This window comes from Streptomyces sp. EDA2-14 (assembly GCF_054963755.1).
Genome location: NZ_JBUEGE010000004.1, coordinates 1 through 22,768, shown reverse-complemented (window position 1 = coordinate 22,768; position 22,768 = coordinate 1). Strand labels below are relative to the sequence as shown.

Below are 22,768 nucleotides of genomic sequence, written 5' to 3'. Positions count from 1 at the left end.
TTCATCAGTATTGAATGTTCGAGGCCACGCGGCTACTTTCCGCGACGACGCGACACCGAAGCCCGTCATGGCTCTCGACTCAAAGGGGTGGCCACATGGCCGAAGTCAGCGCGGAAGCACGCATGGAAGCGCCCGCGGAGAAGGTCTGGGCGCAGCTCACCGACTTCTCCTCGTACGGGAAGTGGAACGCCACCCACACCGACTTCCCCAAGGGCGGGCCGACCTCGCTGGAGGTGGGCGGTCAGTTCGAGGAGAACATGAAGCTGATGGGCTTCCCCGCCGAGGTCACCTGGACCATCGAGGAGCTGGAGACCGCCCGGACGTTCGCCATCCGGGGCAAGGGCCCGATGGGCGTGAACCTCTTCATGCACTACTCGCTCGCGCCGGACGGCGACGCGACGACGGCCCGCATCAAGGGCGAGTTCACCGGCGCGGCAGTCTCACTGATGGCGGGCAAGCTCAAGGACTCGGCGACGGCCGCGCTCGACGAGTCGCTGCGCAAGCTGAACGGCCTGGTGACCTGAGCCTACGTACGTAGTACGTAGGCACGTGGATACGCGAAGAGGCGCCCCGCACCTGTCGTACGGGACGCCTCTTCCGTGCTCTGTGACCTGTTGCAGCCCGCACGGGGGCTCAGTCCTGGTCGGCGAGGATCAGGTACAGCTTCTTGCGCGCGTCATTGATGACGGAGATCGCCTTGTCGCGCTGATCCTTGCTGCCGGTCTTCCAGACCTGGCCGAACGCCTCCATCAGACCGAAGCTGGCCTGCCGGATCTCGTTCATGGCCTCCCAGTCGACGCCGCGACCGGCCTCCTCCCAAGGGGCGTCAGGCCCCTCTTCGGCGGCGGTGCCGCCGGCGTCGGTGAGCGAGAACAGCTTCTTGCCGCCCTCGGTGGCGCTGGAGATGAGCCCCTCGTCCTCGAGCAACTGCAGCGTCGGGTAGACCGAGCCGGGGCTCGGCTTCCACGCGCCGCCGCTGCGCTCGGCGATCTCCTGGATCATCTCGTAGCCGTGCATCGGGCGGTCCTTCAGCAGGGCGAGGATCGAGGCGCGCACATCACCGCGCCGCGCCCGCCCCCGAGGCCCACCACCGCGACCGCCGCGCCCCCAGGGGCCGGGGCCACCGGGCCCACCGAAGCCGGGCCCGAAGGGCCCGAACGCCGCGCGCCGCCCCTCAAAGTCACCGCGCTCAAATCCGCGCTCGAATCCACCCCTGCCGTGCCGACCGGGGCCGAAGTGTTCCTGTCCGTGATCGTGTCCGTGGTTACGCATGGGAATCAGTCCTTTCACAACTGATCGTGGTGTACGTTGCCGCGATCATCAACCGATCGCGATGCCTCAACGATATATCGGAATCACTCGCCCAGCAAGCCCCACCCCTCCGTCATTCCCTCGGCGGCTTAACCTGCCGCCCATGCCTTCTCCGAACGACGACACCGGCGACAAGCCCGGCGTGAGCATCCGCTGCGGGGAGAACGCGTCCGTCGGCGTGACCTTCTGCGACCGCTTCAGCTTCGACTCGGACTCCGTCCATTACGCCGTCGAGCTGTGCGCCCCCGGCCTGACCGCTCGCGTCGACGAGGTCGTCGCCCAGGTCTGGGACAGCGATCTCGCCACGTTCCTGGAAGGACTCGCCGCCGAATTTCGAGGATGGGACGGCGAGCGGAACTGGCAGACCAACGACGGCGACCTGTCGGTGTCGGCTGCCTTCCTGTCCGGCGGACACGTGGGGTTGACCTGGACTCTGCACCCGTGGCCGAAGGCATCCGGCGACTGGAGCGCGTCGGTGACCACGCGGCTGGAAGCCGGCGAGCAGATGGTTTCCCTGGCGACCGACATGCGGCACTTCCTCACCCGGGAGCGCCGGTGACATCTGGCATCGACTCCTACGCGCACGCCACGGGATCCAGGCCACACGCGCCGGATTGGCCCCAGGCGGATGTCAGTGGGGTCAATTACCGTCTCTGACATGCGTATTCGTATCGTCGACGCCTTCACCGACCGCGCCTTCGCCGGCAACCCCGCCGGGGTTCTGCTCCTGGACGCCTTCCCGGACGACGCCTGGCTGCAGAACGTCGCCCTGGAGGTCAATCACGCCGAGACCGCGTTCGCCCACCCGCTGCCCGAGGGGGGTGAGGCCGACTGGGCGCTGCGCTGGTTCACGCCCGCCACCGAGGTCGACATGTGCGGGCACGCGACCCTCGCCACCGCCCACGTACTGCACTCCACCGGGGTGACGAGCGGCCCCGTGCGGTTCGCGACCCGCAGCGGCGTGCTCGTGGCGACGCCGGGCGAGGACGGCTCGCTCACCCTCGACTTCCCGACGGCGCCGCTCACCGAGCAGCCCGCCCCCGCCGGACTCGCCGAGGCGCTCGGCGCCGAGCCGCTCTCCGTGCACGACACGGGCCCCTCGGTCGGCGACCTGGTGGTGGAGCTCGCCGACGAGAAGACCGTGCGGGCCCTCACCCCCGACCACAAGGCGCTCAAGGGCCTCTCCGAGCGCGGCATCATCGCCACGGCCCGCGCCGAGAACGCCGGCGGGGAGTACGACTTCGTCTCGCGCTGCTTCTTCCCGAACGTCGGCGTCGACGAGGACCCGGTGACCGGGAGCGCGCACACGGCGCTCACCCCGTTCTGGGCCGCGCGCCTCGGCCGCGAGGAGCTGACCGGCCTTCAGGCCTCGCCCCGCAGCGGTCTCGTCCGCGTCGCCCTGCGCGGCGAGCGCACCCTCCTCGGCGGCCGCGCGGTCACGACCATCGAGGGGGAACTCCACGCGTAGCGCGGGCTACGGGGTGGGCAGCCAGCCCACCTTCCCCGCGAGCAGCGCGTATCCGACGAACGCCCCGATGTCCAAGAGCGAGTGGGCCACCACCAGTGGCCCGACCCGCCCCCACCGCCGGTACAGGAAGACGAAGACGACGCCCATCGCGAGGTTCCCGAAGAATCCGCCGATGCCCTGGTACAGGTGGTACGAGCCGCGCAGCACGGACGACGCGACGAGCGCCGTCCCCGGCGACCACCCCAACTGCCCGAGCCTGCGCAGCAGATACCCGACGACGATGACCTCCTCCACCACGGCGTTCTGCACCGCGGAGAGGATCAGCACCGGGAACTTCCACCACACGTCGGGCAGCGCCTCCGGCACCACCGTGAGGTTGAATCCGAGGCCGCGGGCGGCCAGGTAGAAGGCGATCCCCGTACTGCCGATGACGGCGGCGACCGCGGCGCCGCGCCCCGTGTCGAACCACGGCCGCCTCCGGTCGAAGCCGATCGTGCGCAACCCCTCGCCCTCCCTCAGCAGGAGGTGCGCGACGAGCGCGACCGGCACGAGCGCGCTCGCGATGCCGAACAGCTGCCAGGCGAGATCGAGCCACGGACGGCCCGGCGCGGCCGAGGCGTTGAGGGTCGCCGCCTGGTCCTTGAGGCCACCCGGTTTCGTGACAGAGCCGACGAAGCTGATGAGCGCGGACACTCCGCTCGCACCGAGCGAAAGCCCCAGAACAAGCAGCGTCTCGTCCCGCAAAAAGCGCCGTGAGAGCCGCCCTTCGGGAGAAGAACCGGGCATCGGTTCCGCCTCCACCTGCACACCTGCCTCCAGTTGACCAATCCCGCCACTTCCGTCACACCGTCCCGCTAGGGTCTCGAATGCAGGTACGAAGATCGCGTGCGACAGGCCGAGGGGGCCGAAGCGACGCAATTCGGCGCACCGCTCCCCTCCCCGCTCCACCGCTTATATCGCAACTGCCTTTGTGGCTCAGGGAGGGGCTCCACCGCCATGGGACGTCACAGCAGCATGCCCGACGAGTACGGGACGGCCGACGCCGCACCCCGTCGGCACCCGCGCCGCCGCACCGTGGCCCTCGCGACCGCCCTCGTCGTCCTGGCCGCGGCGGGTACGGCCGTGGCGCTGCGCCCGGACCTGATCGGCCTCGGCGGTGGTTGCGAGAACGAGGTCCACCTCGACGTGGTCGCCTCCCCCGACATGGCCCCGGCACTGCGCGAGGCGGCGGAGCACGCCCGCAAGGAGCGGCTCACCTCCGACGGCAACTGCCTGGACGTCGCCGTCACCGCACGCGACGCGTACAAGGTGGCCGACACCCTGCGCGCGGGCAAGGGCGCGGCGGACTTCCAGGTCTGGGTGCCGGACTCGGACGTCTGGGTGCAGCGGGTCGCGTCGGACACCGGCGCCACCCAGGTCACACCGGCGGGCAACGTCGCCTCGTCGCCGATCGGCGTGGGCATGGTGCCCTCGGCCGCGAAGTCGTTCGGCTGGCCGCGCAAGACATACACGTGGGCCCAGCTCACGGGCGCCGCCCTGCGGGACGACAAGCTGCGCCTGGGCGCCACGGACCCGGCCCGCAGCGCCGGCGGACTGCTCGCGCTCACCAAGCTGGCGGCCACCTCCAAGGGGGACGGCACCCGGGCCGCGTCGATGGCGAAGGCCCTCTCACAGCGCACGTCGGACAGCGACGCGCAGCTCATGGACACCGTGCCGCGCGACAGCTCCGGCACCGAGCAGGGCAACCCGCGGCGCAACGAGGCGCTGATCCTGTCGGAGCAGGCCGCCTACGCGCACAACAAGGAGGTGGGTGATGCGGGTTCGCTCGACCTCTTCTACCCGAAGGACGGCTCGCCCGTCCTCGACTACCCGTTCGCGCTGGTCGGCGAGGACGGGCTGAGCACCGACGAGAGCCGGGCGGCGGTCCGCCTCATGACGCTCCTGGGCGCCCCCGAGGGCCGCTCGATCCTGAAGAAGCACGGTTTCCGCACGGACAACGACCGGTCCACCCGGACGGTCGTCTCGCGGGCCGGCGGCCGCTCCCCGCAGCCGTACGCGCGCGTGGCGGCCAAGGCGCCCACACAGGAGCAGCTCGAAGAGACCCTCGGCATGTGGACGATCACGGTGCAGAGCGCCCGCATCACCACGGTCGTGGACGCGTCGGCGTCGATGGGGAACACCGTGCCGACCCGCGGCGAGTCCCGCATGGAGGTCACGAAGGCGTCGATGCTGGCGGCGCTCTCGACGTTCACGCCGGAGGACGAGATCGGCCTGTGGGAGTTCGCCACGGTCCTCGACGGGGACCGCGACTACAAGAAGCTCGTGCCGACCGAGCGCCTCGGCGACCATGTCGGCTCCGGCACCCAGCGCGACCGCCTGTCAGCCGCGTTCACCGCACTGCAACCGGTGCCCGGCGGGGCGACGGGCCTGTACGACACCACGCTCGCGGCCTACAAGGAGGCCACGTCCTCGTACAAGAGCGGCCGGTTCAACGCCGTGGTGGTCGTCACGGACGGCGTGAACGAGGACACGGCGTCGATCTCCCGCGAGGACCTCATCAAGAAGCTCGAGAACCTCGCCGACCCGGAGCGTCCCGTGCCGCTGATCGTCATCGCGGTGGGTCCCGACACCGACAAGCGGGAGGTCGAGCAGGTCGCCGACGCGACGGGCGGCTCGGGCCACCAGGTCAGCGACCCGGCCGACATCCAGCAGGTCATCCTGAAGGCCATCATCGAGGCGGGCGCCAAGGGCAACTGAGCCGGTCGCCGTCAGCCCAGCGGAACCGCCGGCTCCGGCAGCCCGACCGGCCAGTTGTGCACCGGCTCGCCCCCATGCATCAGCTCGGAGTACCGGCGCGTCGTCGCCGCGAGCGCCGCATCCCGCGCAAGCCCGCTCTCCAGGGCCCGGTGATACGTCGCCGACTGCCACGCCGCACCGTTCATCCGCAGCCGGCACCGCTCCTCGATCACCCCGAGGTACAGGTCCCGGTCGGCCGGCGCCACGCCCCACGCGTCGAGTCCGGCCGCCGCGAGCGGCAGCAGCTCGTCCCGTACGAGGTCGACGGCCGGCAGCCGCTCCAGGCCGCCGAACCGGCCCCTGCGCGGCCACTCCAGGCGCGCGTCGATGCCGTACCGGCAGGCGGCGTCGAAGTTGCGGGCGGCGGCGTCGAAGGGGAGCCGCGACCACACCGGCCGGGACTCCTCGGCCAGGGCCCGCACGACGCCGTAGTAGAACGCGGTGTTGGCGATGACGTCGACGACGGTGGGGCCCGCGGGCAGCACCCGGTTCTCCACGCGCAGGTGCGGGGCACCGTCCGCGATGCCGTACACGGGACGGTTCCAGCGGTACACGGTGCCGTTGTGCAGGACCAGTTCCGCGAGGCTCGGGGCGTCGCCCTTGGCGATGACGTCGAGCGGCCGCTCGTCGTCGAGGATCGGAAGCAGCGGCGGGAAGTACCGCAGGTTCTCCTCGAAGAGGTCGTACGCGGAATCGATCCAGCGCTCCCCGAACCAGGTGCGCGGCCGCACGCCCTGCGCCGCGAGCTCCGGCGGCCGGGTGTCGGTGGACTGCTGGAACAGCGGAGGCCGCGACTCGCGCCACAGCTCGCGGCCGAACAGGAAGGGCGAGTTGGCGCCGAGCGCGATCTGCGCGGCGGCCACCGCCTGCGCCGCGTTCCACACATCGGCGAAGCGGCCCGGTGTCACCTGGAGGTGCAACTGCACGGACGTACAGGCGGCTTCGGGTGCTATTGAGGAGGACGTGCAGGTCAACCGCTCCACACCGGCGATGTCGAGCACGAAGTCCTCGCCTCTCGCGGCCGTGATCCGGTCGTTGAGCAGGGTGTAGCGGTCGACGTCCGACAGGTTCGCGGAGACCAGGTCCGCCGCGCTCAGCGTCGGCAGAATACCGATCATCACGATGCCGGCGTCGACCTCGTTCGCCTTCCTGTCCGCATATCCGAGACCGGTGCGCAGTTCCTCGGCGAGCTGATCGAGAACGCGGTCGCCGAGCCGGTGCGGCGCGATGTTCACTTCGAGATTGAACATCGCGAGTTCGGTCTGGAAATCACGGCTCGCGATGCGCTCGAGTACTTCCGCATTCATCATTCTCGGCAGCCCGTCGGGCCCGGCGAGATTCAGTTCTATCTCCAGCCCCATGAGATTCTGCGGACGATCGAAACGCTTCTCGTTCAGCAGTCGCCCGAGTCCCTCCAGGCACTCCTTGAGCTTCTCCCGATAGCGTCGCGGATCGGCGAGGCCGTCCGCCTCGGCCACGACCTTCTCCCCCATGGAAGCGTCCCTCCTCGCACGGGCGACCCGGCAGCGCTCCGCCCCCGGCCGCGTGTCACGGTGGATGATGCCCCGGCAATGTGATCGGTAACGCCCCGCGTGTGACCACGGAGCAGTACTCTTCAAGGGGTTACCCACGGGCACATTCCTTAGGCATGCGGCCAACCGCAGATTCGATCGCCGCGCCCCTGGTAAAAACGCCGACTAGAACAGGCCGACCGCTTGACGACAAGATGTCGAGGTCACGCACGGCCGCCCCGGCGGAAGTGGGGGGAATACCCACAAAACCCCACGGGAACCGTGCCCGAATAGCACCTTGTGAAATCCGTGCGGCGTGCTAGCCGAAACAATCTGTGAACACATGTCGTATAAACTCCGCTGACGAGACAGAGAGTTGGCGCCCGCAGCCCGGGTTCGGAGCGGACCCCCGCCCTCTCTGACCCGTGTACCCCCGTGCATCCGCAGCAGACAGCGCCGTCCGCTCGTCCCGCACCGCCCTCGCATCACGTGCCTGTCAAATGAGAGGCGACCCACCATGCCGCTGCACGTCCCACCGGCTCCCGCGCCCGCCCTGCGCAGCGTCCTCACGGCCCTCGGCTCCCCCACCGCCGTCCGCGAGGCCCGTACCCCGTCCCTGCGCGCCGCCCAGGGACCCGCCACCCCCGAACTCCCGCTGCCCCTCCACGTCCTCGACCACATCACCGAGACCACGGGGCCTTCCAGGGCCCGCCTGACCGGCTGGCGCTTCCTGATCCGCTGCGGTGAGCGCGCGGTGGCGGCGGCCGACACCCGGCTCACGCCGGACGGCTGGGCCTTCTCGCACTTCTTCGAGGGCCCTTACATCAAGTCCACCGAACGGGCCCTGCGTCAGACCGAGTCGCTGCCCCTGGCCTACCAGCCGCGACTGCTCTCGGTTCCCGAGCTGTACATGCTCACCCTGTGGCTGCACGGCGACCGCACCGCCGACCCGGCGAGCGGCCACCCGGCGGCCGACGACATCCTCGTACCGCTGGCACCCGCCCCGCCCGGCATCGCCCCGTACCGCCCGCACCGGGTGGCCGAACTGCTGCCGGTCCTGACGCACCGCCTGACCCCGGCCCCGACACCTACACCGGCCCCGACGCCGGCCCCTGCCGGCCTGCTCGCCTGACTCGGCCGGGGTCCGCCGACGGCCCCGGTCGCAACCGCCTGTGCCCCGCACCGTCCGCCGTCCGGTCGCGGGGCACAGCCCTGCACGAGCGGGCTAGTCCTTACTGACCACCCCTAACCACCCGATGGGAGAGTCGAGTTGGACTGAACCGTCCGCACGGGTGATGCGTCTCCAACCCATAAGGACCGCTGCAACGAAATCCCTGCGGATTGACGCCCGCAGGGCAACACTGGGTTCCGGAACTCACGAAAACGGGGGGCGGCCATGAACAAGCCTTCAAGCCGCGGCACCACCAGCACGGCGAGTACCAGCAGCACAGCAAGCTCAGCCCATGTCATCGAGACAACTACGCAGCGAAAGATCCCATCCATGTGCCAGCACCAGCCACCTTGCCCGACAGCGGAATCCGAGGACAGGGAAGCAGCACTCCCTGTGGCTCACCACCCGGAGCAGGGGTGGAGCCTCCTCTGCAACGGGGTCCTGCTCTTCGAGGACACCGGCGAGCTGCTGCCCAACGGCACGATCATCGCCCCGCACCGCCCACTGGGCAGGGTGGTGACGGCGGCCTAGAGGTCCGCCGAGCGGGACTGCGCGACCAGAAGCCGCGCAGTCCCCGACAGGTCCTGAGGGGACCTCAGCCCTCGTAGGCGTCCAGCGGCGGGCAGGAACACACCAGGTTCCGGTCACCGAACGCCTGGTCGATGCGCCGCACCGGCGGCCAGTACTTCTCCGAAGCGACCACTCCGGCCGGGAAGACACCTTCTTCCCGGCTGTACGCGTGGTCCCATTCGCCGCCGAGCATCCCGGCCGTGTGCGGAGCGTTCCGCAGCGGGTTGTCGTCGGCCGCCCACTCGCCGGAGGCGACCCGCTCGATCTCGCCGCGAATCGCGATCATCGCGTCGCAGAACCGGTCGAGCTCCTCGATGTCCTCGCTCTCGGTGGGCTCGATCATGAACGTCCCGGCGACCGGGAACGACATGGTCGGAGCGTGGAACCCGTAGTCGATGAGCCGCTTGGCGACATCGTCGATGCTCACGCCCGTCGCCTTGCTGAGCGGCCGCAGGTCGACGATGCACTCGTGCGCGACGAGACCGGCCGGGCCGGTGTAGAGCACCGGGAAGTGCGGCTCGAGCCGCTTGGCGATGTAGTTCGCGGAGAGCACGGCCACCTGCGTGGCCCGCTTCAGCCCCTCGCCGCCCATGAGACGGACGTACGCCCACGAGATCGGCAGGATCCCGGCGGAGCCCCACGGCGCGGCGGAGATCGGGCCGACACCCGTCTCCGGGCCCGCGGCCGGCTGCAGCGGGTGGTTCGGCAGGTACGGCGCCAGGTGCTCGCGCACGCCGACCGGGCCGACGCCCGGACCGCCGCCGCCGTGCGGGATGCAGAACGTCTTGTGCAGGTTCAGGTGCGAGACGTCGCCGCCGAAGCGGCCCGGCTTGGCGAGACCCACCAGCGCGTTGAGGTTGGCGCCGTCGACGTAGACCTGGCCGCCGGCGTCGTGCACGGCGGCGCAGATGTCGGCGACGTGCTCCTCGAAGACGCCGTGCGTCGACGGGTACGTGATCATCAGGACGGCGAGCTGCTCGGCGTACTGCTCGATCTTGGCGCGGAGGTCCTCGACGTCGACCTCGCCGTCGTCGGCCGTCTTCACGACGACGACCTTCATGCCGGCCATCACAGCGCTCGCGGCGTTCGTGCCGTGCGCGGAGGACGGGATGAGGCAGACGGTGCGCTGCTCGTCCCCGTTGGCCCGGTGGTAACCGCGGACCGCGAGCAGACCGGCGAGCTCGCCCTGCGAACCGGCGTTCGGCTGGAGCGACACCTTGTCGTAGCCGGTGACCTCGGCGAGCCGCTCCTCCAGCTCACGGATGAGCGTCAGGTAGCCCTGCGCCTGCTCGGCCGGGACGAAGGGGTGCAGCTGGCCGAACTCGGGCCAGGTGACCGGCTCCATCTCCGTCGTCGCGTTGAGCTTCATCGTGCAGGAGCCCAGCGGGATCATGCCGCGGTCGAGCGCGTAGTCGCGGTCGGCGAGCCTGCGCAGGTAGCGCAGCATCGCGGTCTCGGAGCGGTACTGGTGGAAGACGGGGTGCGCGAGGTAGTCGTCCTCGCGCAGCAGCCCGCCCGGCAGCGTGTCCGCGACCTCGGCGTCCAGCGCCTCGATGTCGGCCTCGACGCCGAACGCGGTCCACACGGCGCCCAGCTGGTCCCGCGTGGTGGTCTCGTCGCAGGCGATGGAGACGTGGTCGGCGTCGACGAGGTGCAGGTTGACGCCGCCCTCGCGCGCGGCGGAGACGGCCTCGGCGGCCTTGCCCGGCACCCGCACGGTGAGGGTGTCGAAGTACGCGCCGTGCACGACCTCGACGCCGCCCGCCGTCAGCCCGGCAGCGAGCACGGTGGCGTAGCGGTGGGTGCGCCGCGCGATGGACTTGAGGCCCTCGGGCCCGTGGTACACGGCGTACATGCCGGCCATGACGGCGAGCAGCACCTGCGCGGTGCAGATGTTGCTGGTCGCCTTCTCGCGGCGGATGTGCTGCTCACGCGTCTGGAGGGCGAGGCGGTACGCCTTGTTGCCGTCGGCGTCGACGGACACACCGACCAGGCGGCCCGGCAGGGAGCGCGCGAACTTCTCGCGTACGGCCATGTATCCGGCGTGCGGACCGCCGAAGCCCATCGGGACACCGAAGCGCTGGGTCGTACCGACGGCGATGTCCGCGCCCAGCTCGCCGGGCGAGGTCAGCAGCGTAAGAGCAAGAAGATCAGCGGCGACGGTCACGACGGCGCCCAGCTCGTGCGCCTGGTCGATCACGGGCTTGATGTCCCGCACGGCGCCCGAGGCGCCGGGGTACTGCACGAGCACGCCCACGACACCGCGCTCGGCGACCTCGGCGGGGATGCCCTCGCTCAGGTCGGTGACGACGATCTCGACGCCGGTCGGCTCGGCGCGCGTCTCGATGACGGCGATGGTCTGCGGCAGGGCGTCGGCGTCGACGACGTACACGCCGTTCTTGACCTTTCCGACGCGGCGCGAGAGGGCCATCGCCTCCGCGGCGGCCGTGCCCTCGTCGAGCAGCGAGGAGCCCGAGGTGGGCAGTCCGGTCAGCTCGGCGACCATGGTCTGGAAATTGAGCAGCGCCTCGAGGCGACCCTGCGAGATCTCCGGCTGGTAGGGCGTGTACGCCGTGTACCAGGACGGGTTCTCCATCACGTTGCGCAGGATGACGGGCGGCGTGAACGTGCCGTAGTAGCCGAGGCCGATCATCGAGCCGAGCACCTGGTTGCGCTCGGCGAGCGACTTCAGCTCGGCGAGCACCTCGGCCTCGCTGCGGGCCTCAGGAAGGTCGAGCGCCTCGGCGCTCTTGATCACATCGGGCACCGCGGCCGCGGTCAGCTCGTCCAGCGAGCCGTAGCCGACCTGCGCGAGCATCTTGGCCTGAGCGGCGTCGTCGGGACCGATGTGGCGCTGCTCGAAGGGGATTCCTCGCTCCAACTGGGAGAGCGGAATACGGTTGGCGGTCATTGCGGAGGCCTCCTGGTCATTGCGACCTACGAGGGGCACCACGGCGCGGGTACCCGGACGGCCTCCCCCTCTGTCATCTCAACCTGAGAGCTTCACCGGCCCACCCCGCGAGAACACGGAACACACCGGCTTGCACCGTCGGTGAGAGCGGAAACCGTGCACCCCGCCCTGCTTTCCAGAGTGACCTCGTCCGTGCGGTACAGGGGCCTGAGAGATTCCGGGGAGGATTTGCTCCTTCGGCGCCCCCGACAACTGCCGGTGGACTCTCCCGCACGGGGTCAACAGCCATCTGCCAGCCTACCAGCGGCTACTTGACCCAAGCCCTCGAGTGGCCGCCTTCCGCAATGTGCTCTTTCGTAGTGCTTACAGAGCAGTTGCGATCGTCGCGATCAGTTGGAGGGCCCGTGCAGACCGATGTCGATCCGCGCAATCTGATCGGCCGCAAGGCCTTCGACCGCAACGGGGCCAAGGTCGGCACCATCGACGAGGTGTACCTGGACGACGCCACGGGCGTGCCGGAGTGGGCGGCGATACGCACCGGCCTGTTCAGCCGCGACGCGTTCGTCCCCCTGGAGCCCAGCGAACTCGTGGACGGCACGCTGCACGTCCCCTTCGAGCGCTCCCTGATCAAGGACGCCCCCGACTTCGGCGTGGGCCGCCACCTCTCCCCCGAGCAGGAGCTCCAGCTCTACCACCACTACGGTCTGGACCTCACGGCTCCTCAGTCCCCCGACGTCACCTTCGGCAAGGTGGCGGGCGTGGAGGACGACCCGACCTGATCCGCGGCCTCCTCGACCCCCTCCACCAGGGGCAACGGCTCGGCCGGCGCCAGCTCCGGATCCTCGACCCGGAACGTCCGCACCCGCCCGGGCACCTTCGCGTACGGCGTCTCGAAGCGCACGGTCACCCGCCCGAGCCCGCTCCCCTGGACCCAGCCGGGCCCGAACTCGGCATGCCGCACATCGTGCCCGGCGAGCCAGCGCCGCTCCTCGGGCCCGTCCGCGGGCTCCGCGGCCTCCACGGGCTCGGCCGGGGCCGCGTCCCCCTCCGGCTCCCCGGCGGCGGCAGCCTCCTCCTCCGCGGCGGCGAACTGCGCGAACAGGTCCTCCTGCGTGAAGTCGGCGAGCCCGCTGACGCCGACGCCCAGCAGCCGCACCCCGCCAGTCGTGTCCACGCTCTCCAGCAGCCGCGCCGCGGCCTCCCGCACCACACCCGGATCGTCCGTCGGCCCCCGCAGCGTCTCGGAGCGGGTGAGCGTCGAGAAGTCGTAGCGCCGCACCTTGAGCACCACGGTCCGCCCCGAGCGCTCGGCGGCTCTCAGCCGCTCCACGCACCGGTCGGCGAGCCTGCGCACCTCCATGCGGACCCGCACCCGGTCGTGGATGTCCACGTCGTACGTGTCCTCGACCGACACCGACTTGGAATCCCGCTCGGCGACGACGGGCCGCTCGTCGCGCGCCAGCGCCATCTCGTACAGGTGGCTGCCGTGCGCCTTGCCGAGGAGGCGCACCAGCTCGTCCTCTCCGGCCTCCGCGATCTCCTCCACCGTGAGGATCCCGGCCCGCCGCAGATGGTCCCCGGTCGCGGGCCCGACACCGGGCAGGATCCGCACGGACTGCGGCCCGAGCAGCTCGCGCTCGGTGCCGGGGCGTATGAGCACGAGGCCGTCCGGCTTGGCCTCCTCCGAGGCGATCTTGGCGAGCATCTTGGACGCGGCGAGCCCCACGGAGCCGGTCAGCCCGGTGACGCGCCGGATGTCGGCCCGCAGCCGCCGTCCCACCGCCTCGGCGGTATCGGCGTCCCTGGCCGCCTCACCGGCCTCCAGATCGACGAACGCCTCATCGAGGCTCAGGGGCTCCACAAGCGGCGACAGAGCCCCCAGGAGCCCCATCACCTGCTCGCTGATCGCCCGGTAGAGCCGGAAGCGCGGCACCAGATACGCCGCATGAGGCGCGAGCCTGCGCGCCTGCCCCATCGGCATCGCCGAATGGACCCCGAACTTCCGCGCCTCGTACGACGCCGTGGCCACGACACCACGGGGACCGAGCCCGCCCACGACGACCGCTTTCCCGCGCAGGCTCGGCTTCGCCGCCTGCTCCGCAGAGGCGTAGAAGGCATCCATGTCGAGATGCAGGATCGTGGGCGCGGTTCTCACATCTCCGATGCTGCCCTACGCCACTGACAACGCGGCCGTACGCCCCTCACACGGCCCGGTTGCGCCGCCTCGCGAGCTCGTCCGTCGGGTTCGGCGGCACGACCGTCTCGCCGGTGTCCACGCGCTCGCCGTGCAGCTGCGAGAGCGCCGCCTCCACGTCGCGCCAGACCACGCCCACGGCGATCCCGAAGACCCCCTGGCCGCCCTGGAGCAGATCGTGCACCTCGTCGGGCGACGTGCACTCGTACACCGTCGCGCCGTCGCTCATCAGCGTCATCCGCTCCAGGTCCCGGAAGCCGCTCTCGCGCAGGTGCTGCACCGCAGTCCGGATGTTCTGCAACGAGACGCCCGTGTCCAGGAACCGCTTGACGACCTTGAGGACGACGACGTCCCGGAAGCTGTAGAGCCGCTGCGTGCCCGATCCGTACGCGGATCGCACACTGGGTTCGACCAGGCCGGTCCTGGCCCAGTAGTCGAGCTGTCGATAGGTGATCCCGGCCGCCGCGCATGCCGTCGGCCCCCGGTACCCCAGCTGTTGTGATGCGGCAGCGCGATTGTCCCCCGCCACCACAGGCACGGCCTGCGGGCGCTGCGGAGTGTGATCGGCCGCGCTGCCGTGAAACAGGTACGGACCGCCCGTCGCCGTACCGTCGCCGCTGCTTCTCACGCCGACCTCCTCTTTGACCTGCCTCGTCGACGGTAGGCAGTCACAGGGGGTGCGTCAACGAACGCCACACTAGGCACGCCGAGTGATAATCACCCTAAGAGTGGTTTCCCGTGACCCACCGCGGGGAAAGGCTAGCCGAATGTCTTGAGGGTGCCGCCGCTCGACGGCCGGAGCCCGGCCGTCGGCCGCACGGTCACTGACTGTTGGTCCCGAAGTCCTCGGGAGAGATCTGGTCGAGGAACTCGCGGAACTTCTCCACCTCGTCCTCCTGCTCGTCGGGGATCGCGATCCCCGCATCGTCCAGCACCCCGTCACTGCCGAAGATCGGCGTGCCGGTGCGCAGCGCCAGGGCTATGGCGTCGGACGGGCGGGCGCTGACCTCGACGCCACTGGCGAACACCAGTTCCGCGTAGAAGACGCCTTCGCGCAGGTCCGTGATGCGCACTTCCGTGAGCTCCTGGCCGACCGCTTCAAGGACGTCCTTGAAAAGGTCGTGCGTCAGCGGACGCGCGGGCGCCATGCCCTGCTGGGCGAAGGCGATCGCGGTCGCCTCCCCCGGTCCGATCCAGATGGGGAGGTACCGGTCGCCTCCCACTTCACGCAGGAGCACGATCGGCTGGTTGGAGGGCATTTCGACCCGGACACCTACGACGTCGAGCTCGTTCACACAGCAACCCTAGGACGTGCCCGGCCGGTTTGGGTAGTCGGGCATCCGCCGAGGACCGGGCCGTCGGCGCTCACCCACGCCCGCGATCAGGGCAGACGCACCCCGAGCGCGGTCTGTACAAGTGCCGAATGCAGCTTCACGGTGAGGCCGGCCAGCTCCTTCGCGCGGGCCTCGGCGTGGGCCCGCGTCTGCGGGTTGCGGTGCACCTTCAGCGGCGCGACGACCTGGTCCACCAGGCCCGCCTCCCGGTCCGCGGCGGCCCGCATGACCCGCAGGTGCCGCGGTCCGATCCCGAACCGGGCCAGTTCGCCGATCAGCTCGGCGACCAACACGGCGGAGGCGTCGTAGCCACCGTCGGGCAGGGGGGTGAGGAGCCCGTACGACTCCCATTCGTCGAGCTCCTGCTCCTCGACACCGACGGCGGCCAGCAATTCGTCCCGGCCGACCCGGGCGGCCGTCGGCACCTCGGCGCCGTCCTCGTCGCCGGGGCGACCGGGCGCGGGCAGAGAGAGCACCTCACCCGGCTCAAGGGCGTCGAGCTGCTCCTTGATGACCTTCAGCGGCAGGTAGTGGTCGCGCTGCATGCGCAGCACGTGGGCCAGCCGCTCCAGGTCGTCCGGGCCGAACTTCCGGTAGCCCGAGGGCGTCCGCCGAGGCTCGACGAGGCCCTCCGATTCCAGAAACCGGATCTTGGAGATGGTGACTTCGGGAAACTCTTCTCGGAGCACGTTCAGTACGGTGCCGATGCTCATCAGCCGACTGTCCGTGGTGGCGGTGCCACCGGGGGCACCGCCACTCGTCGTGTGCAGCATGGACCTTCCTGAAAGGGTCGCGGATGGGTCAGATACCGCCCTGGCTCGCGTAGAACACCAGCCGGTACTTGCCGATCTGCACCTCGTCCCCGTTGTTCAGCGTCACCGAGTCGATGCGCTCACGGTTCACATACGTGCCGTTGAGGCTGCCGACGTCGGCGACGGTGAACGAGCCGTCCTGCAGGCGACGGAACTCCACGTGGCGGCGCGACACGGTCACGTCGTCCAGGAAGATGTCGCTCTGCGGGTGGCGCCCCGCGGTGGTCAGATCGCCGTCCAGGAGGAAGCGGCTGCCCGAGTTGGGACCGCGGCGCACCACGAGGAGCGCCGAGCCCTGCGGCAGCGCGTCGACCGCCGCCTGCGCCTCGGGCGAGAGGGCCGGAAGCTGGGTCTGGCCCGTCGCCTCCGGGTCGTAGGACTCGAGGCCGGAGATGGAGATCGTGGACGTCGTCTCGGACGGCCCCTCCGGCGCCGCACCGCCACGCAGCGGCGCACCGCAGTTGGAGCAGAACCGGCTGTTCTCCGCGTTCCGGTTTCCGCACCTCGTACACACCAGGGCCGACATGGACGGATCCTCCTGCCGCGGCTGCCCCGCGGGGGCGTGGGACGCGTACGGGTCGGGGGTCAACCCTCCACCCGTACTTGAGGTTGACGGTTCTCCGAAACCTATGCGGCCGGAACCGGCAGGGTCAACAGACGACGCGCCCTGTCCGCCCGAATTGTCTCCGGCGACCTGGTCCCGGAACAGGGGGCGCTCACCCACCTGGGTCTCCGGCACGTCTCCTTGCCGCGGCGCACGATGACGGTTGTCCTCACGTGCACTCTTGCCGAACAACTTCGCAAACAACTTCACGGGCGATTCCCCTTGACCGAAACAGACCCGCCCGTGGGGCAGGACGAACCCTGACTGCACACATCGGCGTACATCGCGTACATCACTGACACGGACACCCTCACAACGTCCGTATCCGCCAAACAGTTTCCACCACGCACACCACCCTTGCTGCGGCGACCCCCCGCAACCTCATGCCCTCGCACGGTATTCACCATGCACCGGCTGCTCACTCGGAGGACGACCGAGCGTAATCAGGCCGTTGCGCGGACCGCAAGGCACTAACAATGATCTTGCTCGAGCGGCTCACATCCACCGTGGCCTGCTCCTTCTCCAGCGTCTGCACGACACCTCCGGGGATGTTCAGGGCCGGCTCCAGGTCCTGCGGCTTGCCGATGACCTTGAACCGGTAGGGGCGACTGATCTCGTGCCCGTCCACACTGACCCCCTTCCCACCACTGCCGTCCGTCAGATACGTGTTCGCCACGACGCGGACGTCGTTCACCTGGATCGCCTCCGCGCCGGCGGCGCGCAGCTCCTGGACCGCGTCGAGCAGCATGTCCGCCTCCACGGCCCCCTTCGTGTCGGTGACGGTCATCGTGATCCCGGGGCCCTGCGCGGCCGTCGTGCCCGCCAGAATGCCGAGCTGCTTCTGCTTCTCGGCGGTCTGCTTGCGGGCCTCGTTGGCCTGGTCCGAACTGCTCTCCAGCTCGGTGCGCTGGTCCTCGAGACCTTGCTTCTCATCCTCAAGACGCTGAGTTCGATCGTCCAGTTCATCGAGAATGCGGACGAGATCTTCCTGACGTGCCCCGCGCAGGGCGCTGTTGTCACTGGTGGACCGCACCTGGATGGCGAGTCCGAGCCCCAGTACGAAGAGCAGCACAGCCATGATGAGTTGGGCACGCGACGCGCGCGGCGGCCACAGACCCTTCACGAGTCGCTGCCGCCCGGTCAGTTCGGGCTCCGTGACGTCCGTACCCGTTCCGGCGCCGGCCGACTCGGGCTCGGGCACCTCCGCTTCGGGTTCCGGCTCCTCCTGCTGCTCCGCCTTCGCCGTACGGTCCCCGGTCGGCACCTCGGCGGGCAGTTCCGCGGGCAGCTTCTTGCGCAACCGCTCGGGCTCGCCGTCGGGTTGCGCGTTACGCGCGTCCTCGCGGTTCGGCGCGCCCTCCGCGCCCTCTTCGTACTCTGCGTTCTCGTCCTGAGTCATCGGCCTCACGCCCGGAACACGTGCCGCCGGATCGCGGCCGCGTTGGAGAAGATGCGAATGCCGAGCACCACGACGACACCGGTCGACAGCTGCGCTCCGACGCCCAACTTGTCGCCCAGGAAGACGATCAGCGCGGCCACGACCACGTTCGACAGGAACGACACGACGAACACCTTGTCGTCGAAGATCCCGTCCAGCATGGCGCGCAGCGCGCCGAACACCGCGTCGAGCGCCGCGACGACGGCGATCGGAAGGTAAGGCTCGACGACCGCCGGAACCTCGGGCCGGACGAAAAGACCGACCACGACTCCCACGACGAGGCCCAGTACGGCGATCACGATGTGCCCTTCTGCTCTGCTCTCGGCTGTGCTGTACGTACGATCACGCTGGGTGCGGCGGGAAGCTCGATGTCGTCCTGAGCGGAAATACTGGTCCTGACCCCGAAGTTCTCCTGCAGCGCGTGCAGGTAGAGCCCGTCGGGACTGTTCTGGAACCGGGTGCTCAGCCGTTGACCGTCCCCCACCGCGAGCACCGTGTACGGCGGCACCAGCGGCTTGTTGTCGACCAGTATCGCGTCACCCGCGGCCCTGATCGCGGACAGCGACGTGAGGCGCTGCCCGTTGATACTGATGGCCTCGGCACCGGACTGCCAGAGGCCGTTCATGACACGCTGCATGTCCCGGTCGCGTACGCGGCCGGTGTCCGAGAAACCGTTGCTCTCGCGCGGACCGCTGCCGTCGCCCGTGGTGGCCGACTTGGCGTCGTCGACGACGAGCTTCACACCGGGTCCGTGCACGGCGACGGCGCCCGAGAGCACCCCCGCCAACTCCCCCTGCTCGCCACCGTGCTTCTTCAGCGCCTCACGCTGCATCTCCCCCACGCGACCGCGCAACGAGTCGACCTGCTCCTCCAGATTGGCGGCGGTCTCCGTCTCCCGGTCGATGCGGTCGATGAGCTCCTCGCGCTCCTTGGCGACCACCGGCGCGGTGACGCGGGCCTGCGCCGCGCCCACCGTCACCACGAGGGCGGCGAGCACCAGACCCGCCGCGAGCCCCAGCTTCGCCCGCAGCGTCTTCGGCAAACCACTCTGCCCCAGCGCCTTTTTGCGCGCGGTGGCCTCCGCGTACCCGTCGTCAAGGCTGTGATCCATGACGTTGGTCAGCAGCGACATGGAGGCGTCGGGGCGCGAGGGGCGCTCTGGGGTGCTCCGATTGGGGGGCTGCTGCGGCATGCCGCACATCGTCGCACGTCGTGGCCCCTACCACCCAACGGCCCCACTGGCCTGCTGCTCGGCGACCGAAATGGTCGTCGAGCAGCAGGGATCAGGGTCAGCGGCCGGCGCTGTCCACCACGGCCGACCACTCGTCGAGCAGTTGCTGGGCGGAGGCGTCGTCCGGTCCTTCGGCCCACAGGTGGGTGACCGCCTCGGCCGGGTCGGGCAGCACCATGACCCAACGTCCGTCGGCCTCCACGACCCGCACTCCGTCGGTCGTGTCCACGGACCGCTCGCCCGCCTCCTCCACGACACGGCGCATGACGAGACCCTTGACGGCCCACGGCGTCGCGAGGTCCCGCTTGAGCACATGCGCCCGCGGAATCCGCGCGTCGATCTGGCTGAGCGTCAACTGCGTACGGGCGACGAGCCCGATGAGCCGCACGAACGCCGCGGCCCCGTCGAACACGCTGCTGAACTCGGGAATGATGAATCCGGCGCGCCCGTCACCACCGAAGATGGTGCCGTCCTCACGCCCCACGCGCGTCAGATCGTCGGGCGACGTGGTCGTCCACTCGACCTGCGTCCCGTGGTACGCGGCGACCTGCTCGGCGATACGGGTCGTGGTCACGGGCAGCGCGACCCGCCCGCTCCTGCGCTCGGCGGCGACCAGGTCGAGCATGACTAGCAACGCCCGGTCGTCCTCGACGATCCGCCCCTTCTCGTCGACCAGCGAAAGCCGCTCGCCGACCGGGTCGAACCGCACCCCGAACGCCGCCCGCGCCGAGGCCACGATCTCCCCGAGCCGTACGAGCCCTGCTCTACGGGCATCCGCGGTCTCGGTGGGCCGCGACTCGTCGAGTCCGGGGTTGATCGTCAAGGAGTCGACACCGAGCCGCCCGAGAAGGCTGGGCAGCACGAGCCCGGCACTGCCGTTCGACGCGTCGACGACGACCTTCAGCCCGGCGTCGGCGATACCCGTCGTATCCACGTTCCGGAGCAGGGATCCCGTGTACGAGTCGAAGACGCTCGACGGGAAGTGCAGGTCACCGATCTCGCCGGGGAACGCCCTGCGGTACTCCTGCCGCGCGTAGACCCGGTCCAGCTTCCGCTGGCTGCCCTGCGAAAGGTCGGCCCCTCGCTCGTCGAAGAACATGATGTCGACGGAGTCCGGCACCCCCGGCGTCGTCCGGATCATGATCCCGCCGGCACTGCCCCGCGCGGTCTGCTGCCGCGCCACGGGCAGCGGCACGTTCTCCAGGTCCCGTACGTCTATGGCGCTGGCCTGCAGCGCGGAGATGACGGCCCGCTTGAGCGCACGCGCACCACGGGAGTGGTCACGCGCGGTCGTGACGGTCGACCCCTTCTTCAGCGTCGTCGCGTACGCACCCGCGAGCCGCACGGCCAGCTCCGGCGTGATCTCGACGTTCAGGATCCCGGAGACGCCCCTCGCACCGAACAGATGGGCCTGTCCGCGCGACTCCCAGATCACCGACGTATTGACGAAGGCGCCGGCCTCGACGGTCTTGAACGGGTAGACCCGCACGTTGCCCTGGACGATCGATTCCTCACCGACGAGGCACTCGTCGCCAATGACGGCGCCGTCCTCGATCCGCGCGGCCCGCATGATGTCGGTGTTCTTGCCGACCACGCAGCCCCGCAGATTGCAGTGCCGCCCGATATAGACGTTGTCGTGCACCACGGCCTTGTGCAGGAAGGCTCCGCTCTTCACGACGACGTTCGAGCCGACGACCGTGTGCTCGCGGATCTCCACGTCCGCCTCGACCTTGGCGTAGTCGCCGATGTAGAGCGGTCCGCGCAGCACGGCGTCGGGGTGCACCTCGGCGCCTTCCGCGACCCACACACCGGGCGAGATCTCGAACCCGTCGAGTTCGACGTCGACCTTTCCCTCGAGGACGTCGGCCTGGGCCTTCACATAGCTCTCGTGTGTGCCGACGTCCTCCCAGTACCCCTCGGCCACATAGCCGTAGACGGGCTTGCCTTCCTTCATCAGCTGCGGGAAGACATCACCGGACCAGTCCACCGGGACATCGGCCTCGACGTAGTCGAAGACTTCGGGCTCCATCACATAGATGCCCGTGTTCACCGTGTCCGAGAAGACCTGCCCCCAGGTCGGCTTCTCAAGGAAGCGCTCGACCTTCCCTTCCTCGTCAACGATGGTGATTCCGAATTCCAGCGGATTCGGCACGCGCGTCAGACAGACTGTGACGAGCGCACCCTTCTCCTTGTGGAATTCGATGAGCTCGGTGAGGTCGAAATCGGTGAGGGCGTCACCCGAGATGACAAGGAAAGAGTCGTCCTTCAGCGCTTCCTCAGCGTTTTTGACGCTGCCGGCAGTGCCGAGTGGCTTCTCCTCGTTGGCATAGGTGAGCTCCATACCCAACTCTTCGCCGTCCCCGAAGTAATTCTTGACGAGGGAGGCCAAGAACTGCACGGTGACTACGGTCTCGCTGAGCCCATGCCGCTTGAGCAGCCTGAGCACATGCTCCATGATCGGCCTATTGGCAACGGGCAGCAGCGGCTTGGGCATACTCGAGGTCATGGGGCGAAGGCGGGTGCCTTCGCCTCCGGCCATCACGACGGCCTTCATGTCGGAAGCGTCCTCCTTGAAGAGACGACTGTCTAGCCGACTTCGCCCGTCAATAATGGCCCGCAGTTGTCACGGCGAGCCATCTGGCCTCAGCCAACGCGCAATGGCGAGCTCAATCGGCCGTGGAGTCCGCCCTGACAAGCCGGCGGACCTGAACCACGTAGAGGATCCCTGCCCACCAGTACAGCGTCGTACCCCATCCAGCGAACGCCCATCCGAAAATAGCAGCGAGTTCGTGGATCCAGCCCGTTCCATCACTGAGAAGCAGCAAGGGGAACGCGTACATCAGGTTGAAGGTCGCGGCCTTGCCGAGGAAGTTCACCTGGGGCGGCGGATAGCCGTGACGCCTGAGGATCCCCACCATCACCACGAGAACCAGTTCACGCGCCAAAAGTACGGCGGTCAACCAAATGGGAAGAATGCCGCGCCAGGTCAAACCAACCAAGGTGGACAAAATGTAGAGCCGGTCGGCGGCCGGGTCGAGCAGCCGGCCGAGGCTGCTGATCTGATTCCAGCGCCGGGCGAGCTTCCCGTCGAGATAGTCGCTGACGCCGCTGAGAGCCAGCACGAGCAGCGCCCAGCCGTCACTCTTGGGGCCCCCGAACTCAGGGCGCAGGATGAGCCACAGGAAGAGGGGCACGCCGACGAGACGCGCCATGCTGAGGATGTTCGGGATGGTGAGGACCCTGTTCGTCTGAACACGGGTCTCTTGGACCTCCACCCGGGGGCCTCCTGTGGGGAACGAACCAACGATGCCCCCTGACTTTACCCGCCGTGTCGACCGACGAGAGCGAGGGGGGCGCCGTAACGCTGAAGGGCTGTAAACGCAGAAAGCCCCCGTGCCAGCAGCACGGGGGCTTTCT

The 22,768-nt window shown here is 69.4% G+C and carries 21 protein-coding genes and 1 riboswitch; of the genes, 7 read left to right on the top strand and 14 right to left on the bottom strand.

Translation table 11 applies throughout. The annotated features are described in order from the left end of the window. Positions 1-95: 95 nt before the first annotated feature. Positions 96-524, top strand: coding sequence for a type II toxin-antitoxin system Rv0910 family toxin (locus ACY34M_RS13000; protein WP_462717751.1), 429 nt, complete (start codon positions 96-98; stop codon positions 522-524). A 109-nt stretch (positions 525-633) separates the two neighbouring features. Here ACY34M_RS13000 and ACY34M_RS12995 read toward each other — a convergent pair whose 3' ends face one another. Further along, entirely contained in the window at positions 634-1,272 is a 639-nt protein-coding gene (locus tag ACY34M_RS12995; RefSeq protein ID WP_462717750.1) for a PadR family transcriptional regulator, read from the bottom strand. Between the two features lie 142 nt (positions 1,273-1,414). Between ACY34M_RS12995 and ACY34M_RS12990 the strand changes: the two genes are divergently transcribed. Together ACY34M_RS12990 and ACY34M_RS12985 are read left to right on the top strand one after the other, a co-directional pair. Continuing rightward, entirely contained in the window at positions 1,415-1,870 is a 456-nt protein-coding gene (locus ACY34M_RS12990) for a DUF6228 family protein (RefSeq protein ID WP_462717749.1), read from the top strand. Positions 1,871-1,969: 99 nt separating this feature from the next. Further along, positions 1,970-2,779 carry a PhzF family phenazine biosynthesis protein gene (locus ACY34M_RS12985; protein WP_462717748.1) on the top strand — a complete coding sequence of 270 codons (810 nt, stop codon included), beginning with the start codon at positions 1,970-1,972 and terminating at the stop codon, positions 2,777-2,779. A gap of 6 nt (positions 2,780-2,785) precedes the next feature. Here the strand turns inward: ACY34M_RS12985 and ACY34M_RS12980 are convergent, their stop codons facing one another. Then, positions 2,786-3,565, bottom strand: coding sequence for a CPBP family intramembrane glutamic endopeptidase (locus tag ACY34M_RS12980; protein ID WP_462717747.1), 780 nt, complete (start codon positions 3,563-3,565; stop codon positions 2,786-2,788). 210 nt (positions 3,566-3,775) lie between these two features. On the opposite strand from ACY34M_RS12980, the gene ACY34M_RS12975 reads away from it, so the two are divergent. Then, on the top strand, positions 3,776-5,536 hold the full coding sequence (locus ACY34M_RS12975; protein ID WP_462717746.1) for a substrate-binding and VWA domain-containing protein: 1,761 nt from the start codon (positions 3,776-3,778) through the stop codon (positions 5,534-5,536). Positions 5,537-5,547: 11 nt separating this feature from the next. Here the strand turns inward: ACY34M_RS12975 and ACY34M_RS12970 are convergent, their stop codons facing one another. Next, positions 5,548-7,068: a glutamate-cysteine ligase family protein gene (locus tag ACY34M_RS12970; protein ID WP_462717745.1), complete on the bottom strand. Its 1,521-nt coding sequence runs from the start codon at positions 7,066-7,068 to the stop codon at positions 5,548-5,550. 535 nt (positions 7,069-7,603) lie between these two features. Here ACY34M_RS12970 and ACY34M_RS12965 point away from each other — a divergent pair. Further along, positions 7,604-8,218 carry a hypothetical protein gene (locus tag ACY34M_RS12965; RefSeq protein WP_462717744.1) on the top strand — a complete coding sequence of 205 codons (615 nt, stop codon included), beginning with the start codon at positions 7,604-7,606 and terminating at the stop codon, positions 8,216-8,218. Between the two features lie 369 nt (positions 8,219-8,587). Beyond that, complete coding sequence (locus ACY34M_RS12960) at positions 8,588-8,788, top strand: DUF5999 family protein (RefSeq protein ID WP_306322621.1); 201 nt, start codon at positions 8,588-8,590, stop codon at positions 8,786-8,788. A gap of 64 nt (positions 8,789-8,852) precedes the next feature. Here ACY34M_RS12960 and gcvP read toward each other — a convergent pair whose 3' ends face one another. Continuing rightward, a complete protein-coding gene (gene gcvP, locus ACY34M_RS12955) occupies positions 8,853-11,738 on the bottom strand; it encodes an aminomethyl-transferring glycine dehydrogenase (protein ID WP_462717743.1) in 2,886 nt (961 codons plus the stop codon). A gap of 185 nt (positions 11,739-11,923) precedes the next feature. Continuing rightward, positions 11,924-12,019: riboswitch (glycine riboswitch) on the bottom strand. Positions 12,020-12,142: 123 nt separating this feature from the next. On the opposite strand from gcvP, the gene ACY34M_RS12950 reads away from it, so the two are divergent. Then, the gene (locus tag ACY34M_RS12950) at positions 12,143-12,517 is read left to right on the top strand and encodes a PRC-barrel domain-containing protein (RefSeq protein ID WP_462717742.1); all 375 of its coding nucleotides are present in this window, start codon (positions 12,143-12,145) and stop codon (positions 12,515-12,517) included. On the opposite strand, the gene ACY34M_RS12945 is transcribed toward ACY34M_RS12950, so the two are convergent. The 10 genes from ACY34M_RS12945 to ACY34M_RS12900 all read right to left on the bottom strand — a co-directional run bounded on the left by ACY34M_RS12945 (position 12,460) and on the right by ACY34M_RS12900 (position 22,626). After that, entirely contained in the window at positions 12,460-13,893 is a 1,434-nt protein-coding gene (locus tag ACY34M_RS12945; protein ID WP_462717741.1) for a DNA polymerase IV, read from the bottom strand. The two genes, ACY34M_RS12950 and ACY34M_RS12945, sit on opposite strands and share 58 nt — an antisense overlap. Positions 13,894-13,939: 46 nt before the next feature. Continuing rightward, positions 13,940-14,560 carry a MerR family transcriptional regulator gene (locus tag ACY34M_RS12940; protein WP_462717740.1) on the bottom strand — a complete coding sequence of 207 codons (621 nt, stop codon included), beginning with the start codon at positions 14,558-14,560 and terminating at the stop codon, positions 13,940-13,942. Between the two features lie 193 nt (positions 14,561-14,753). Further along, a complete protein-coding gene (locus ACY34M_RS12935) occupies positions 14,754-15,227 on the bottom strand; it encodes a bifunctional nuclease family protein (protein WP_005475662.1) in 474 nt (157 codons plus the stop codon). 86 nt (positions 15,228-15,313) lie between these two features. Further along, positions 15,314-16,039 carry a transcriptional regulator FtsR gene (gene ftsR / locus ACY34M_RS12930; RefSeq protein ID WP_462717739.1) on the bottom strand — a complete coding sequence of 242 codons (726 nt, stop codon included), beginning with the start codon at positions 16,037-16,039 and terminating at the stop codon, positions 15,314-15,316. A 28-nt stretch (positions 16,040-16,067) separates the two neighbouring features. Then, positions 16,068-17,018 (bottom strand): FHA domain-containing protein, encoded by a 951-nt coding sequence (locus ACY34M_RS12925; RefSeq protein ID WP_462718229.1) that lies wholly within the window; start codon positions 17,016-17,018, stop codon positions 16,068-16,070. Positions 17,019-17,100: 82 nt separating this feature from the next. Further along, positions 17,101-18,081, bottom strand: coding sequence for a DUF881 domain-containing protein (locus ACY34M_RS12920; protein ID WP_462717738.1), 981 nt, complete (start codon positions 18,079-18,081; stop codon positions 17,101-17,103). Positions 18,082-18,086: 5 nt separating this feature from the next. Further along, a complete protein-coding gene (locus tag ACY34M_RS12915; protein WP_266722032.1) occupies positions 18,087-18,419 on the bottom strand; it encodes a small basic family protein in 333 nt (110 codons plus the stop codon). Next, entirely contained in the window at positions 18,416-19,321 is a 906-nt protein-coding gene (locus tag ACY34M_RS12910; RefSeq protein WP_462717737.1) for a DUF881 domain-containing protein, read from the bottom strand. The genes ACY34M_RS12915 and ACY34M_RS12910 overlap by 4 nt, the downstream gene beginning before the upstream one ends. A gap of 88 nt (positions 19,322-19,409) precedes the next feature. Further along, positions 19,410-21,905, bottom strand: a complete 2,496-nt coding sequence (locus tag ACY34M_RS12905; RefSeq protein WP_462717736.1) for a sugar phosphate nucleotidyltransferase — start codon at positions 21,903-21,905, stop codon at positions 19,410-19,412. Between the two features lie 112 nt (positions 21,906-22,017). Beyond that, positions 22,018-22,626, bottom strand: coding sequence for a CDP-alcohol phosphatidyltransferase family protein (locus ACY34M_RS12900; RefSeq protein ID WP_462717735.1), 609 nt, complete (start codon positions 22,624-22,626; stop codon positions 22,018-22,020). Positions 22,627-22,768 lie beyond the last annotated feature (142 nt).

Bases quoted from the DNA above. Each gene is read 5' to 3' on its own strand.
- ACY34M_RS12985 (WP_462717748.1), top strand. From the start codon at position 1,970: ATGCGTATTCGTATCGTCGACGCCTTCACCGACCGCGCCTTCGCCGGC.
- ACY34M_RS13000 (WP_462717751.1), top strand. From the start codon at position 96: ATGGCCGAAGTCAGCGCGGAAGCACGCATGGAAGCGCCCGCGGAGAAG.
- ACY34M_RS12990 (WP_462717749.1), top strand. From the start codon at position 1,415: ATGCCTTCTCCGAACGACGACACCGGCGACAAGCCCGGCGTGAGCATC.
- ACY34M_RS12920 (WP_462717738.1), bottom strand. From the start codon at position 18,081: ATGACTCAGGACGAGAACGCAGAGTACGAAGAGGGCGCGGAGGGCGCG.
- ACY34M_RS12980 (WP_462717747.1), bottom strand. From the start codon at position 3,565: ATGCCCGGTTCTTCTCCCGAAGGGCGGCTCTCACGGCGCTTTTTGCGG.
- ACY34M_RS12965 (WP_462717744.1), top strand. From the start codon at position 7,604: ATGCCGCTGCACGTCCCACCGGCTCCCGCGCCCGCCCTGCGCAGCGTC.
- ACY34M_RS12905 (WP_462717736.1), bottom strand. From the start codon at position 21,905: ATGAAGGCCGTCGTGATGGCCGGAGGCGAAGGCACCCGCCTTCGCCCC.
- ACY34M_RS12970 (WP_462717745.1), bottom strand. From the start codon at position 7,068: ATGGGGGAGAAGGTCGTGGCCGAGGCGGACGGCCTCGCCGATCCGCGA.
- ftsR (WP_462717739.1), bottom strand. From the start codon at position 16,039: ATGCTGCACACGACGAGTGGCGGTGCCCCCGGTGGCACCGCCACCACG.
- ACY34M_RS12960 (WP_306322621.1), top strand. From the start codon at position 8,588: ATGTGCCAGCACCAGCCACCTTGCCCGACAGCGGAATCCGAGGACAGG.
- ACY34M_RS12910 (WP_462717737.1), bottom strand. From the start codon at position 19,321: ATGTGCGGCATGCCGCAGCAGCCCCCCAATCGGAGCACCCCAGAGCGC.
- ACY34M_RS12995 (WP_462717750.1), bottom strand. From the start codon at position 1,272: ATGCGTAACCACGGACACGATCACGGACAGGAACACTTCGGCCCCGGT.
- ACY34M_RS12975 (WP_462717746.1), top strand. From the start codon at position 3,776: ATGGGACGTCACAGCAGCATGCCCGACGAGTACGGGACGGCCGACGCC.
- gcvP (WP_462717743.1), bottom strand. From the start codon at position 11,738: ATGACCGCCAACCGTATTCCGCTCTCCCAGTTGGAGCGAGGAATCCCC.